Origin of the sequence: Cellulosimicrobium sp. 22598, assembly GCF_052044445.1 — a bacterium.
Taxonomy (GTDB): Bacteria; Actinomycetota; Actinomycetes; order Actinomycetales; family Cellulomonadaceae; genus Cellulosimicrobium; species Cellulosimicrobium cellulans_G.
The window spans coordinates 193,925-208,499 of record NZ_JBQEMZ010000001.1; the positions used below are offsets into that span (position 1 = coordinate 193,925).

Here is a 14,575-nt window from a genome sequence, read left to right on the forward strand (position 1 = left end):
CGTCGGCATCGGTGGCAGGATGTCCCGCATGGCGCTCACGGCACAGGTGAAGGACGAGCTGGCTCGACTGCGGGTGGACAAGACCTCGTGCCGCAAGGCGGAGGTCTCGGCGATGCTCCGGTTCTCCGGCGGGCTGCACCTCATCTCGGGCCGCGTCGTCATCGAGGCCGAGCTCGACACCGCGATCGCGGCGCGCCGCCTGCGCGAGACGATCGCGGACGTCTACGGGCACACGAGCGAGCTGATCGTCGTCTCGGCGGGTGGCCTGCGCAAGAGCAGCCGCTACGTCGTGCGGGTCGTGCGCGACGGCGAGTCGCTGGCCCGCCAGACGGGTCTCCTGGACCAGCGCGGGCGACCCGTGCGGGGGCTCCCGCCGCAGGTCGTCTCCGGCGGGGTGGAGGAGGCGGAGGCGGCGTGGCGCGGCGCGTTCCTGGCGCACGGGTCGCTCACCGAGCCGGGCCGGTCGTCGGCGCTCGAGATCACGTGCCCGGGCCCCGAGGCGGCCCTGGCGCTCGTCGGTGCCGCCCGCCGCCTCGGCGTCTCCGCGAAGTCGCGCGAGGTCCGCGGCGTCGACCGCGTCGTCATCCGGGACGGGGACGCGATCAGCGCGCTCCTCACGCGTCTCGGCGCGCACGAGGCGGTCCTCGTCTGGGAGGAGCGGCGTGCCCGGCGCGAGGTGCGCGGGACCGCGAACCGGCTGGCGAACTTCGACGACGCGAACCTGCGCCGCTCGGCCCGGGCGGCGGTCGCGGCGGGCGCGCGGGTCGAGCGGGCCTTCGAGATTCTCGGCCCGGACCTGCCCGACCACCTGCGCGAGGCCGGCGAGCTCCGCCTCGCCCACAAGCAGGCGTCGCTCGAGGAGCTCGGGCAGCTCGCGGACCCGCCGCTGACCAAGGACGCCGTGGCGGGACGCATCCGCCGCCTGCTGTCGACGGCCGACAAGCGCGCCGCGGAGCTCGGCATCCCGGACACCGAGGCGGGGCTGAGCCCCGAGCTGCTCGACCTCTGACCTGCCGACGCCGACGCCGACCCGGCGCCCGGCGACCCGCCCGGCCCCTGGACGTCATGCACCGACGGGACGATGGTCCCGAACCGTGGGATCCAGGTCACATGTCGGCGTGGTGTTGGTATAGGCTCGGATGCGTCAGGTGACAACGACGTGCTCCTTCGCTGACACCCCTCGTGGGCGTGGGTGGTCCCGGCTGTCGCCGTGACGGTCCACGGGCACGGAGGGTGCTGTGCCGGGATGCCGGGCAGCGGGGCACGGGCGCGATCACCACCTGCGTACGACGGCGTACGTGATCGTTCGGCATCAACCGTGTGCGTCGGGACAACCGGCGCGCCCTGAGGAGGGCATTGTGACCATCCGCGTCGGTATCAACGGCTTCGGTCGTATCGGACGGAACTTCTACCGCGCCATCGTCGAGTCGGGCGCCGACATCGAGATCGTGGGCGTCAACGACCTCACGGACAACAAGACGCTCGCGCACCTGCTCAAGTACGACACGGTCCTCGGCCGTTTCCCGCTGAGCGTGGACTTCGACGACGACAACATCATCGTCGACGGCAAGAAGATCCGTGCGCTCGCGGAGCGCGACCCCGCGAACCTCCCCTGGGGCGAGCTCGGCGCCGACATCGTCATCGAGTCGACCGGCTTCTTCACCGACGCGACCAAGGCGAAGGCGCACATCGACGCCGGCGCCAAGAAGGTCATCATCTCGGCCCCGGCCAAGAACGAGGACGCCACGTTCGTCATGGGCGTGAACTCGGACCAGTACGACCCGGCCGCGCACCACATCATCTCGAACGCGTCGTGCACCACGAACTGCCTCGCCCCGCTGGCCAAGGCGCTCAACGACTCGATCGGCATCGAGCGTGGTCTCATGACCACGATCCACGCCTACACGGGTGACCAGAACCTCCAGGACGGCCCGCACCGCGACCTGCGTCGCGCCCGCGCCGCCGCGCAGAACATCGTCCCGACCTCGACGGGTGCGGCCAAGGCCGTGTCGCTCGTCCTGCCCGAGCTCAAGGGCAAGCTGGACGGCTACGCGCTGCGCGTCCCGGTCATCACGGGCTCGGCGACGGACCTCACCTTCACCGCCTCGCGCGAGGTCACGGTGGACGAGGTCAACGCTGCGCTCAAGGCGGCGGCCGAGGGCCCGCTCAAGGGCATCCTCGAGTACGTCGACGACGAGATCGTGTCGAGCGACATCGTCACCAACCCGCACCAGAGCATCTTCGACTCGAAGCTCACGAAGGTGATCGGCGACCAGGTCAAGGTCGTCTCCTGGTACGACAACGAGTGGGGCTACTCGAACAGCCTCGTCGCGCTGACCGCCCTGGTCGGCGAGAAGCTCTGAGCCACCTGCTGACGCAGCACATCCCTGCGTAGCACCATGCGTCCGCGTGCGCGTCCCGGCACCGCCCGGTGACGCGCACGCGGACGTCCTCATGTGCGGGCCTGGCCGGCTGCAGGCAGGCGCCCCGCACGACGGCGACAGAACCGTAGGAGACCACATGTTGACCATCGACTCCCTGGGCGACCTGCGCGGCAAGCGCGTCCTCGTCCGCTCCGACTTCAACGTCCCGCTCGACGGGACGACCATCACCGACGACGGGCGCATCCGCGCCGCGCTCCCGACGCTGAAGAAGCTGACGGACGCGGGCGCGAAGGTGATCGTGACCGCGCACCTCGGCCGCCCCAAGGGCGAGCCGGACCCGAAGTACTCCCTCGCGCCCGTCGCGGCCCGCCTGGGCGAGCTGCTCGGCGTCCCGGTGCACCTGGCCCAGGACGTCGTCGGCGACTCGGCGCGCGAGACGGTCGCCGCGCTCGGCGACGGCGAGGTCGCGCTGCTCGAGAACATCCGGTTCGACCCGCGCGAGACGTCCAAGGACGACGCGGAGCGCCAGGCGCTCGCTCAGGACCTCGCGCAGCTCGCGGACGTGTTCGTCTCCGACGGCTTCGGCGTCGTGCACCGCAAGCAGGCGTCGGTCTACGACGTCGCGCAGGTGCTCCCGTCCGCCGTGGGCGAGCTCGTCCTCAAGGAGGTCGACTCGCTGCGCAAGGCGACGGAGGACCCGGCCCGCCCGTACGCGGTCGTGCTCGGCGGCTCCAAGGTCTCGGACAAGCTCGGCGTCATCGCGAACCTGCTCACCAAGGCGGACCGTCTGCTCATCGGCGGCGGCATGGTGTTCACGTTCCTCGCGGCGAAGGGCTACGGCGTCGGCAAGTCCCTCCTCGAGGAGGACCAGATCGACACGGTCAAGGGCTACCTCGCGGACGCGGAGAAGAACGGCGTCGAGATCGTCCTGCCGACGGACATCGTGGTGGCCGACGCGTTCGCCGCGGACTCCCCGCACGAGGTCGTCGCGGCGGACGCGATCCCGGCCGACAAGATCGGTCTCGACATCGGCCCCGAGTCGGCGCAGCTCTTCGCGAGCAAGATCGTCGACGCGAAGACGGTCGTGTGGAACGGCCCCGCCGGCGTGTTCGAGTTCGAGGCGTTCTCGGGCGGGACGCGCGCCGTGGCCCAGGCCCTGGTCGACGCGACGGCCAACGGCGCGTTCACGATCGTCGGCGGCGGCGACTCGGCCGCCGCGGTCCGGATCCTCGGCTTCGACGAGGCGGGCTTCAGCCACATCTCGACCGGTGGCGGCGCGAGCCTCGAGTTCCTCGAAGGCAAGGACCTCCCGGGGATCTCCGTCCTCGAGGGCTGAGCGCCCTCCCGAACCATCCTCACGCACCGCCCGCGGCACGCCGTGCGCGCGGGCGGTGCGACCCCCACAGAGAGAAGAAGGACCGTGGCGAACAGCCGTACCCCGCTCATGGCGGGCAACTGGAAGATGAACCTGGACCACCACCAGGCGACGCACACCGTGCAGAAGCTCGCGTGGACGCTCAAGGACGCGAAGCACGACTACGCGGCCGTCGAGGTGGCCGTGCTGCCGCCCTTCACCGACCTCCGGTCGGTGCAGACGCTCGTCGACGCAGACAAGCTCGAGCTGAAGTACGGCGCGCAGGACGTGTCCGCGCACCTGGAGGGCGCCTACACGGGAGAGATCTCGGCGACGATGCTCGCCAAGCTCGGCGCGAGCTACGTCGCGATCGGCCACTCGGAGCGCCGGCAGTACCACGGCGAGACGGACGCCCAGGTCAACGAGAAGATCGTCGCCGCCGTGGGTCAGGGCGTCGCCCCGATCCTGTGCGTGGGCGAGGGCCTGGACGTGCGCAAGGCCGGCGAGCAGATCTCCTACACGCTGGCTCAGGTCGAGGGCGCCCTCGCGGGCATCCCCGCCGCGCAGCTCGCCACGCTCGTCATCGCGTACGAGCCCGTCTGGGCCATCGGCACGGGCGAGGTCGCGACGCCGGAGGACGCGCAGGAGGTCTGCGGTGCCGTCCGCGGCGCCCTGGGCGACCTGTACGACGCCGACCTCGCGAACGCGACGCGCATCCTGTACGGCGGCTCGGTGAAGTCGTCCAACGTCGCCGCGATCATGGCGCAGCCCGACGTCGACGGCGCGCTCGTCGGCGGCGCGAGCCTCGACCCCGAGGAGTTCGCCAAGATCGTGCGCTACCAGTCGCACGCGACCGGCGCCTGACCTCTGCGAGACCCTCGCGCCGACGGCCCCGGGAGCGGATCCCGGGGCCGTCGGCCCCTGGCGTGAGACGCCGCCGGCCGGGGTTGGCCGCAGCGGCCCCGCGTCGCCTACTCTTGTCCCCTGTGCAGCAGGTCACGCCTGCGCACGACAACCGTGCGGTCGCGCTCGACATCGGTCGGGACGGCCCTGAGCCTCAAGGACGTACTCGTGGACGTGCTGCGCATCATCCTCCAGATCCTGCTGGTCCTCACCAGCGGCTTCCTCACCCTGCTCGTGCTCATGCACAAGGGCAAGGGCGGCGGCCTCTCCGACATGTTCGGCGGCGGGATCTCGAGCTCGGTGGGCAGCTCCGGCGTCGCCGAGCGCAACCTCAACCGGATCACCGTGTCGTTCGCCCTCGTCTGGACGGTCGTCATCGTGCTCCTGGGGCTCCTCCAGAAGGTGAGCTGACCTGCGGCGCCTCGTGAGGGCGCCGCGGGATCGAACGGGCTCGAGGAGCCGGCAGGGGGGCAGCCGCGCCGGACGGCGCGGTACGGGCAGGATCGAGTGCCGACGACGGCACGGACGGGGGAGAGCACGTGGCAGGTGGTAACGCGATCCGCGGGTCGCGCGTCGGGGCGGGGCCGCTCGGGGAGTCCGAGCGCGGCGAGATCGCGCCGCGCTTCTGGGTCTCCTACTGGTGCGCGAACGGCCACGAGACGCGCCCGAGCTTCTCCTCGGAGGCGGAGATCGAGGCGCCCGAGACCTGGGACTGCCCCCGCTGCGGGTTCCCGGCCGGGCAGGACCGCGAGAACCCGCCGACGCCGTCGCGCAACGAGCCCTACAAGACGCACCTCGCGTACGTGAAGGAGCGCCGGAGCGACGAGGACGGCGTCGCGATCCTCGACGAGGCGCTCGCTGCGCTGCGTGCTCGCCGCGGCCGCTGACCGGTCCGTCGAGCTCGGGTCGGGACCGGCTCGGCCCGTGCGCAGCGCCGGTGCGCCTCAGCGCACGCGCGCCAGGACGAACCCGTCGTAGCCCTTCGACCCCACCGTCTGCAGGGCGGTGGCGTCGAGCCTAGGGTCCGCGACGACGCGCTCGACCATCTCCCGCACCCCGAGCACGTTCGGGTCGGTGCTCTCCGCGTCGGCGACGGCGCCGCCACGGACGGTGTTGTCCACGACGATCAGCGTGCCGGGGCGGGACAGCCGAAGTGCGAGGTCGAGGTAGACGGGGTTCGACGGCTTGTCGGCGTCGACGAACACGAGGTCGAACGGCTCGACGCCCTCATCGACGAGGCCCCGCAGCGTGTCCGCGGCCGGGCCGTGCACGACGTCGACGATCCCCGCGAGACCGGCCTCGGCCAGGGACTCCCGCGCGACCGCGACGTGCGCGGCATCGATCTCGCACGTGACGAGCGCGCCGTCGGGCGGCAGCGCGCGGGCGAGCCAGATCGTCGAGTAGCCGCCGAGCGTCCCGACCTCCAGCACCCGGCGCGCGCCGGACGCGAGCGCGAGGAGCTGCAGGAACCGCCCCTGCGCGGGGGAGACCTGGATCTCCGGGAGGCCCGCAGCGCGCGCCCTCGCGCCGACGGCGGCGAGCACGTCGTCCTCGCCCACGAGCGGCCCGAAGTACGCGTCGACCGCGTCCCACGTGACCGCGGGGTCCACGTGCTCGCCGCCGGTCGTCATCGGTCGGCGTCCCGCGTGCCCGCCGCCGCGGCGTCGACGAGCCACAGCGTGCGCTCGGTGCCCGTGACCGCAGCCGCCGGGGTCTCGGACGCCGGGGCCCCGCCGAGCGCCGACGCGACGGCCGGTGCCTTCTCCGCACCCGCGGCGACCACCCACACCTGACGGGCTCGCGCGATGGCCTCGAAGGTCAGCGTCACGCGCTCCGGCGGCGGCTTCGGCGAACCGTGGACGCCGGCCGTCGGGACGCCCGTCACGTCGAGCCCCGGGTGCCCGGGGAAGAGCGACGCGACGTGGCCGTCGGGTCCCATCCCGAGCAGGAGCACGTCGAACGCGGGCACCTCGGCGCCGTCCGGGGCGTGCGCGGCGAGCGTCGCCGCGTAGGCCGTGGCCGACTCCTCGGGGGTCGCCGCGACGTCCGCCGCGGGCATCGGGTGCACGTTCCCGGCCGGGAGCTGGGGCAGGTGGGCGAGCAGCGCGTCGCGTGCCTGCGTCTCGTTGCGGTCCGGGTCCCCGGCGGGCAGGAAGCGCTCGTCGCCCCACCACAGGTGCACGCCCGACCAGTCGACGGCGTCGCGGGCCGGGTGGCGCTCGAGCGCCGCGAGGCTCGCGATGCCGACGGTGCCGCCGGTGAGCACGACGTGCACCGGGCTGCGCACCGACTGCACGTCGAGCAGGCGCGTCACGAGCCGCGACGCGACGGCCTCGGCGAGGACGCCGGCGTCGGGGTGCACGACCACGAGGCGCCCGTGGGACGCGTGCGCGTCCCCGGGCCGGGTGGCGGTCACGCGCCCACCTTCTGCAGCCCCTTGGTGAGCACCTCGCCGTAGATCTCGTCCGGGTCGAGGCGGCGGAGCTCCTCGATGAGGGCCTCGCTCAGCGTCCGGATCGGCAGCGCGACGCGGCGGTCGGGCTTGCCCGGCTGGCTGATCGTCACGATGCGCCCGTCCGGGCGGTCGAGGATGATCGGCCCGCTCCTGCGCTCGAGCGTGACGCGCGTGATCGCCTCGGCGCCGCGACGGCGCACGACCTGCGAGGGGCAGCGCAGCCGAGAGCCGAGCCACGCCGCGAGCAGGTCGAGCGAGGTGTGCTTCGCCTGCCCCTCGACCAGGACGTTCGTCACCGGCTCGTACGGCGGCTGGTCCAGTGCGGCGGCGATGAGGCCGCGCCACAGCGTGACGCGGGCCCACGCCAGGTCGGAGTCCCCGGGGCCGTACGACGTCGCGAGCTGCGCGAGCGTCGCCTCGGGGTCCTTCGACGTGATCGAGTCGGTGATCCGGCGCTGAGCCATCGCGCCGACGGGGTCGTCGTCGACCGACGCGGGCGGCTGGCCCGGCCACCACACCACGATCGGCGCGTCGGGGAGCAGGAGCGGCATGACGAGCGTGTCGGCGTGCTCGAGCAGCGGGCCCGCGGTCCGCAGCACGACGACCTCGGACGCGCCGGCGTCGCCGCCCACGCGGATCTGGGCGTCGAGGTGCGGGACGGTGCTCCGGCCGGAGGGCGCGACGACGATGACGCGGCACGGGTGCTCACGGCTCGCGTCGTTCGCCGCCTCGATCGACGTCTCGACGTCGGACTCGCGCGCGATGACGACGAGCGTGAGGACGCGGCCGAGCGCGATCGCGCCGCCCTCGTCGCGCAGCCGCACGAGGCGCTTGTTCACCGCGTTCGTCGTCGTGTCGGGCAGGTCGATGATCATCGCGGGGTCCTCGCCGGTCGGGAGGTCGTGCGGCCCTGCGGCGCACGACGGGGTCGGGGGGTCTCTCTCAGGGGCGCCGCGCTCCGCGGGGCCGGCGCGGGGACGGCGGCCGTCACGGGCGCCGCCACGAGCGGCCGTCCCGCGCGAGCATCGTGTCGGCCGACTCGGGCCCCCACGTGCCGGACCGGTACTGGTCGGGCGTGCCCTTGGCGGCCCAGTGCGCGGTGATCGGGTCGAGGATCTTCCACGAGAGCTCGACCTCCTCGCGCGTCGGGAAGAGCGGCGGGTCGCCGAGGAGGACGTCGAGGATGAGCCGCTCGTAGGCCTCGGGGGAGGACTCGGTGAACGCGTGCCCGTACCCGAAGTCCATCGTGACGTCGCGGACCTCCATGGCGGTGCCCGGGACCTTCGCGCCGAACCGCATCGTCACGCCCTCGTCGGGCTGGACGCGGATGACGAGGGCGTTGTTGCCGAGGTCGGAGGCCTGCGAGGTCTCGAACGGCAGGTGCGGGGCCTTCTTGAACACGACCGCGACCTCGGTCACGCGGCGCCCGAGGCGCTTGCCCGTGCGCAGGTAGAACGGGACGCCCGCCCAGCGGCGGTTGTCGATGTCCACGCGGATCGCGGCGTACGTCTCGGTCGTCGAGTCCGCGGGGATGCCGTCCTCGTCGAGGAAGCCGATGACCTCCTCGCCGCCCTGCCACCCGGCGGCGTACTGGCCGCGCGCGGTGTGCTTCGACAGCTCGCGCGGCAGGCGCACGGCCGAGAGCGCCTTGATCTTCTCGGCGCGCAGCGACGGGGCGTCGAACGACACCGGCTCCTCCATCGCGACGAGCGCGAGGAGCTGGAGCAGGTGGTTCTGGATGACGTCGCGCGCGGCGCCGATCCCGTCGTAGTAGCCCGCGCGACCGCCGATGCCGATGTCCTCGGCCATGGTGATCTGCACGTGGTCCACGTAGTTCGCGTTCCAGATCGGCTCGAACATCTGGTTGGCGAACCGCAGGGCGAGGAGGTTCTGGACCGTCTCCTTGCCGAGGTAGTGGTCGATGCGGAACACCGAGTCGGGCGGGAAGACCTCCGACACGACGGCGTCCAGCTCGCGTGCGCTCTGGAGGTCGTGCCCGAACGGCTTCTCGATGACGACGCGGCGCCACGCGTCCTCCTGCGAGCGCGACAGCCCGGACTCGGCGAGCTGGCGGCACACGACCGGGAACGCGCTCGGCGGCACGGAGAGGTAGAAGGCGTGGTTGCCGCCCGTGCCGCGCTCGGCGTCGAGCGTCTCGACCGTCTCGCGCAGGCGCTCGAACGCCTGGTCGTCGTCGAACGACCCCTGGACGAACCGGATGCCCTCGGAGAGCTGGCGCCAGGTGGCCTCGCGGAACGGCGTGCGCGCGTGCTCCTTGACGGCGTCGTGCACCACCTGCGCGAAGTCCTGGTCCGCCCAGTCGCGGCGCGCGAAGCCCGTGAGCGCGAAGCCCGGGGGGAGCAGGCCGCGGTTGGCCAGGTCGTACACCGCGGGCATGAGCTTCTTGCGGGCGAGGTCGCCCGTGACGCCGAAGATGACGAGCCCGCAGGGGCCCGCGATCCGGGGCAGGCGCAGGTCGAGGGGGTCGCGCAGCGGGTTGTGCTCTGGCGTGATCTTGGCCGGTCTCACCTGGTGGCACCGTTCCGTTTCGAGGGGTCGGGAGGACTGCAGAAGGACTGAGGCGTGAGCGGGATGATACGGGCGGCCTGGACGGGCGCGCCGTCGTTCCCGCTGGTCGGACGCGTGCCCGTCGGGGCGGCCAGGCGTCGGCGGGTCACGAGCCGGCGGCGTCGCGCAGGCCGTCGCGCGTCGTGGCGAGGAGGTCGGTCCAGCTGTCCTCGAACTTGCGCACGCCCTCCTCCTCGAGGCGGTCGGTGACCTCGACGAGCGAGACGCCGAAGGACTCGACCGTCTCCAGGGTGCGGCGCGAGGCGGACGCCGTGCCGGTGACCGTGTCGCCCGTCACGACGCCGTGGTCGGCGAACGCCTGCAGCGTCGCCTCGGGCATGGTGTTGACGATCCCGTCCGTGACGAGCTCGTCGACGTACATGGTGTCGCGGTACTCCGGGTTCTTCACGCCGGTCGAGGCCCACAGCGGGCGCTGCGGGTGCGCGCCGGACGCGGCGAGCGAGCGCCAGCGGTCCGTCTGGCGGAACTCCTCGTAGGCCTCGAACGCGAGCCGGGCGTTGGCGATCGCGGCCTGGCCGCGCAGGTCGAGCGCCTCCGGGGTGCCGACCTTCTCGAGCGCGGCGTCCACCGCGGTGTCGACGCGCGAGACGAAGAAGGACGCGACCGAGCCGACGGGCGCGAGGTCGATGCCGTCCGCGCGCGCCTGCTCGAGCCCGATCGCGAACGCGTCCATGACGGCGCGGTAGCGCGCGAGCGAGAAGATGAGCGTCACGTTGACGCTGATGCCCTGCGCGAGCGTGCGGGAGATCGCGTCGAGACCGGCGACCGTCGCGGGGATCTTGATGTAGACGTTGGGCCGGTCGATGGTGGCCCACAGGCGCTCGGCCGTGACGACCGTCTTGTCGGCGTCGTGCGCGAGGCGGGGGTCGACCTCGATCGAGACGCGCCCGTCGACGCCGTCGGTCGCGTCGTAGACCGGGCGCAGCAGGTCCGCGGCGGCGCGCACGTCGTCCGTCGTGATCCGCTCGACGGCGGCCTCCACGGCCGCGTCGTCCACGCCGGCGGGCGCGAGCTCGGCGAGCTGGGCGTCGTAGGCGTCGCCCTTCGCGAGCGCCGCCGCGAAGATCGTGGGGTTCGTGGTCACGCCGACGACGCCGCGCGTCGCCACGAGGTCGGCGAGGTTGCCGGTGCGCAGCCGTTCTCGGGAGAGGTCGTCGAGCCAGATCGACACGCCCGCTCCCGTGAGCTGCTCGATGGGGCCGGGGACGGTGGGGGACTGCGTCATCGGACTTCCTCTCGGTGGTGCTCTCGCTGCGGGCGTGCGCCCCGGGCCGTGCGTGACACCCCGGGCAGCCCGAGGTGGGGCCGCGCACGGCCCCACCTCGGAATCTACGAAGGGTCAGCGCTGGTCGCCAGTGCCGCCCTCCGACGGCGTCGGCGCGGCGCCCGGGGCGTCGTCGCCGCGCGCCGCCGCGATCGACTCGCGCGCCGCCGAGGCGACGGCCTCGGACGTGATGCCGAACTCGCGGTACAGCACCTGGTAGTCGGCCGAGGCGCCGTAGTGCTCGAGGCTCACGGAGCGGCCGGCGTCGCCGACGAGCTCGCGCCAGCCCTGCGCCACGCCCGCCTCGACGGACACGCGCGCGCGGACGGCGGCCGGCAGGACGGACTCGCGGTAGGCGGCGTCCTGACCGTCGAACCACTCGCGGCTCGGGAGGGAGACGACGCGCGCCTGCACGCCCTCGCCCGCGAGGATCTCGCGCGCCTCGACGGCGAGCTGCACCTCGGAGCCGGTGCCGATGAGGATGACGTCGGGCGTGCCCTCGGTGTCGAGCAGCACGTAGCCGCCGCGGGCGGTGCCCGAGGCGTCGGCGTAGCCCTCGGTGCCGCGCGGGAACGTCGGGACGTTCTGACGCGTGAGGATGATGCCCGCCGGGCGCTCGGTGTTCTCCAGGATCGTGCGCCAGGCCCACGAGGTCTCGTTGGCGTCGGCCGGGCGGACGACGTCGAGGCCCGGGATGGCGCGCAGCGCGGCGAGGTGCTCGACGGGCTGGTGCGTCGGGCCGTCCTCGCCCAGGCCGATCGAGTCGTGCGTCCACACGAACGTCGTCGGGATCTCCATGAGCGCGGCGAGCCGCACCGCGGGACGCATGTAGTCGCTGAACTGGAGGAAGGTGCCGCCGTAGGCGCGCGTGCCGCCGTGCAGGACGATGCCGTTGAGGATCGCGCCCATGGCGTGCTCACGGATGCCGAAGTGCAGCGTGCGCCCGTACTCGTGGCCGGGGAACTTCTTGGTCGCGTGCTCGACGGGCACGAACGACGGCTCGCCGTCCATGGTCGTGTTGTTGGAGCCGGCGAGGTCGGCCGAGCCGCCCCACAGCTCGGGGAGCACGTCCTTGAGCGCGGTGAGGACCTTGCCCGACGCGGAGCGCGTCGCGACGGCCTTGCCCGCCTCGAACGTGGGGAGCGCGTCCTCCCAGCCCGCGGGCAGCTCGCGCTTCTCGAGCCGGTCGAGGAGCTCGGCGCCCGAGGGGTTCGCGGTCTTCCACGCGGCGAAGGCGGTCTCCCAGGCGGCGCGCGCGTCGCCCTGGCGCTCGCCGACGGCGCGCGTGTACGCGAGCACATCGTCGTCGATCGCGAAGCTCGCCTCGGGGTCGAGGCCGAGCTCGATCTTGAGGCCCTTGATCTCGTCCGCGCCCATGGCCGAGCCGTGGATGCCGCCGGTGTTCTGCTTGGTCGGCGACGGGTAGCCGATGATCGTGCGCAGCGCGATGATCGACGGCTTGCCGGTCTCGGCCTTGGCGGCCTCGATCGCGGCGTGCAGCGCGTCGACGTCCTCTGCGTAGCCGGTGCCGCCGTTGGTCCAGTCGACGCGCTGGGTGTGCCAGCCGTACGCCGCGTAGCGCGCGAGGACGTCCTCCGTGAACGCGATGTCCGTGTCGTCCTCGATGGAGATCTTGTTGTCGTCCCAGATGACGACGAGGTTGCCGAGCTGCTGGTGGCCGGCGAGCGAGGAGGCCTCGCTCGTCACGCCCTCCTGCAGGTCGCCGTCGGACGCGATGACGTAGACGTGGTGGTCGAACGGCGACTCGCCCGGGGCGGTCGACGGGTCCAGCAGACCGCGCTCGCGGCGGGCCGCGAAGGCCATGCCGACGGAGGACGCGAGGCCCTGGCCGAGCGGGCCGGTCGTGATCTCGACGCCCTTGGTGTGCTTGTACTCGGGGTGGCCGGGGGTCTTGGAGCCCCACGTGCGCAGGGCCTCGATGTCCGCCATCTCCAGGCCGTACCCGGCGAGGAAGAGCTGGAGGTAGATCGTGAGCGACGAGTGGCCCGCCGAGAGCACGAACCGGTCGCGGCCGACCCAGCGGTCGTCCGACGGGTCGTGGCGCATGACCTTCTGGAACAGGAGGTAGGCGGCCGGGGCCAGCGAGATCGCGGTGCCGGGGTGGCCGTTGCCCACCTTCTCCACCGCGTCGGCGGCGAGCGCCTTGATCGTCTTGACGGCCCGGTCGTCCAGGTCCGTCCAGTCCAGGGGCGTGTGAGCAGGGGACAACGCGTTCACCGAACCTCATTCCCGTCCGGAGCGCGCGCCCCGGATCCTCGCGACAACTCGAAACAACCGTTGAACATTTCCCGGCCTCACGCCTCAGGGGGCGGGGCGGCCCGGTGCCGGTCACGTCGTCCGCGGGCCACAGGTCTCGACGAGCGGTCCGACGCGGGACGGTTGCAGGTCCAGCCTATACGCGGACGCCGTTCGCGCCCGGGCGGTGCCCACGTGCTGGATTTCGGTCGGATGTCACACAATCGCCCGGCCCGTCCGGTCGGCCCCGGCGCGGGCGGGGCCGTACGATGAGCGAGGACGACCGGCGGTCCGTCCCCAGCTCGCCCCCCACCTCAGAACGGAACACCGAAGCGCGTGCACACCACGAGCCAGGCACCGATCGACGGGACCGGAAGCCCGTCTGGCGCCGCGTCGACCCAGCAGCCGTCCTCGCCGACGAGCCCCGCGACCTCCGTCGCCCCGACGGCCGAGGCCGCGCGTGCGACCCTCGCCCTGCGCGAGCGCCTCGGTGCCTACGTCGCGCTGACCAAGCCGCGCATCATCGAGCTCCTCCTCGTGACCACGGTCCCGACGATGATCCTGGCCCAGGGCGGGCTGCCGGGCATCGGGCTGATCCTCGCGACGCTCGTGGGCGGGACGCTCGCGGCGGCCTCGGCGAACGTCTACAACTGCTATCTCGACCGCGACATCGACGAGGTCATGAACCGCACCAAGCGGCGACCGCTCGTCACGGGCGAGGTGACGCCGCGGGCCGCGCTCGTGTTCGCGACCGTCCTCGGCGTCGTGTCGCTCGTCTGGTTCGCGCTCCTGGTCAACGTCGTCTCGGCGTGGCTCACGTTCGCGGCGATCGCGATCTACGTCGTCGGCTACACGATGATCCTCAAGCGCCGCACGCCGCAGAACATCGTCTGGGGCGGCATCGCGGGCTGCATGCCGGTGCTCATCGGGTGGTCCGCCGTCACGGGCTCGCTGAGCTGGGCGGCGCTCGCCCTGTTCCTCGTCATCTTCTTCTGGACGCCGCCGCACTACTGGCCGCTGTCCATGAAGTTCAAGCGCGACTACGCCAACGCCGGCGTGCCGATGCTCCCGGTCGTCGCGGACGACCGCAGGGTCGCGCGCGAGATGATCGTCTACGGCGTCGCCATGGTCGCCTCGTCGCTCGCGCTGTGGCCGCTCGCCGGCATGACCTGGGTCTACGGCGTCGTCGCCACCGTCCTCGGGGTCTGGTTCCTGTCCTCGTGCGTGACGATGCTGCGCCGTGCGCGGGAGAAGGCCGACGGCAAGGGCGGCAAGGTCGGGGAGATGAAGGTCTTCCACGCGTCGATCACGTACCTCACCCTGCTCTTCGTGGCGGTCGCGGTCGACGTCTTCCTCCCCCTGTGAGCCCG

13 protein-coding genes are annotated in these 14,575 nt (G+C 72.7%); 7 read left to right on the top strand and 6 right to left on the bottom strand.

All coding sequences use genetic code 11. The features are described 5' to 3' along the window. The first annotated feature begins 28 nt into the window (after positions 1-28). From whiA to ACTJIY_RS00850, 6 genes are all read left to right on the top strand, one after another. The gene (whiA, locus tag ACTJIY_RS00825; protein ID WP_047232822.1) at positions 29-1,009 is read left to right on the top strand and encodes a DNA-binding protein WhiA; all 981 of its coding nucleotides are present in this window, start codon (positions 29-31) and stop codon (positions 1,007-1,009) included. Positions 1,010-1,358: 349 nt separating this feature from the next. Beyond that, on the top strand, positions 1,359-2,363 hold the full coding sequence (gap, locus tag ACTJIY_RS00830; RefSeq protein WP_021481805.1) for a type I glyceraldehyde-3-phosphate dehydrogenase: 1,005 nt from the start codon (positions 1,359-1,361) through the stop codon (positions 2,361-2,363). A gap of 157 nt (positions 2,364-2,520) precedes the next feature. After that, on the top strand, positions 2,521-3,720 hold the full coding sequence (locus tag ACTJIY_RS00835; RefSeq protein WP_353709209.1) for a phosphoglycerate kinase: 1,200 nt from the start codon (positions 2,521-2,523) through the stop codon (positions 3,718-3,720). A 108-nt stretch (positions 3,721-3,828) separates the two neighbouring features. After that, the gene (gene tpiA, locus ACTJIY_RS00840) at positions 3,829-4,602 is read left to right on the top strand and encodes a triose-phosphate isomerase (RefSeq protein ID WP_440673210.1); all 774 of its coding nucleotides are present in this window, start codon (positions 3,829-3,831) and stop codon (positions 4,600-4,602) included. A 207-nt stretch (positions 4,603-4,809) separates the two neighbouring features. Continuing rightward, positions 4,810-5,052, top strand: a complete 243-nt coding sequence (gene secG / locus ACTJIY_RS00845; RefSeq protein WP_253049657.1) for a preprotein translocase subunit SecG — start codon at positions 4,810-4,812, stop codon at positions 5,050-5,052. Positions 5,053-5,180: 128 nt separating this feature from the next. Further along, positions 5,181-5,528 (top strand): RNA polymerase-binding protein RbpA, encoded by a 348-nt coding sequence (locus ACTJIY_RS00850; RefSeq protein ID WP_047232819.1) that lies wholly within the window; start codon positions 5,181-5,183, stop codon positions 5,526-5,528. A gap of 57 nt (positions 5,529-5,585) precedes the next feature. Here the strand turns inward: ACTJIY_RS00850 and ACTJIY_RS00855 are convergent, their stop codons facing one another. The 6 genes from ACTJIY_RS00855 to tkt all read right to left on the bottom strand — a co-directional run bounded on the left by ACTJIY_RS00855 (position 5,586) and on the right by tkt (position 13,187). Beyond that, the gene (locus ACTJIY_RS00855) at positions 5,586-6,272 is read right to left on the bottom strand and encodes an O-methyltransferase (RefSeq protein ID WP_440673110.1); all 687 of its coding nucleotides are present in this window, start codon (positions 6,270-6,272) and stop codon (positions 5,586-5,588) included. Continuing rightward, entirely contained in the window at positions 6,269-7,057 is a 789-nt protein-coding gene (pgl, locus tag ACTJIY_RS00860; protein ID WP_440673109.1) for a 6-phosphogluconolactonase, read from the bottom strand. Before pgl ends, ACTJIY_RS00855 begins: the two co-directional genes overlap by 4 nt. Further along, the gene (opcA, locus tag ACTJIY_RS00865; protein ID WP_253049654.1) at positions 7,054-7,971 is read right to left on the bottom strand and encodes a glucose-6-phosphate dehydrogenase assembly protein OpcA; all 918 of its coding nucleotides are present in this window, start codon (positions 7,969-7,971) and stop codon (positions 7,054-7,056) included. Before opcA ends, pgl begins: the two co-directional genes overlap by 4 nt. A 112-nt stretch (positions 7,972-8,083) precedes the next feature. Further along, entirely contained in the window at positions 8,084-9,625 is a 1,542-nt protein-coding gene (gene zwf / locus ACTJIY_RS00870; protein WP_253049653.1) for a glucose-6-phosphate dehydrogenase, read from the bottom strand. Positions 9,626-9,770: 145 nt separating this feature from the next. Beyond that, positions 9,771-10,910 (bottom strand): transaldolase, encoded by a 1,140-nt coding sequence (gene tal / locus ACTJIY_RS00875; protein WP_353709214.1) that lies wholly within the window; start codon positions 10,908-10,910, stop codon positions 9,771-9,773. 114 nt (positions 10,911-11,024) lie between these two features. Further along, complete coding sequence (tkt, locus tag ACTJIY_RS00880) at positions 11,025-13,187, bottom strand: transketolase (RefSeq protein WP_440673108.1); 2,163 nt, start codon at positions 13,185-13,187, stop codon at positions 11,025-11,027. 354 nt (positions 13,188-13,541) lie between these two features. On the opposite strand from tkt, the gene ACTJIY_RS00885 reads away from it, so the two are divergent. Continuing rightward, positions 13,542-14,570: a heme o synthase gene (locus ACTJIY_RS00885; RefSeq protein WP_308202244.1), complete on the top strand. Its 1,029-nt coding sequence runs from the start codon at positions 13,542-13,544 to the stop codon at positions 14,568-14,570. Positions 14,571-14,575: the final 5 nt, after the last annotated feature.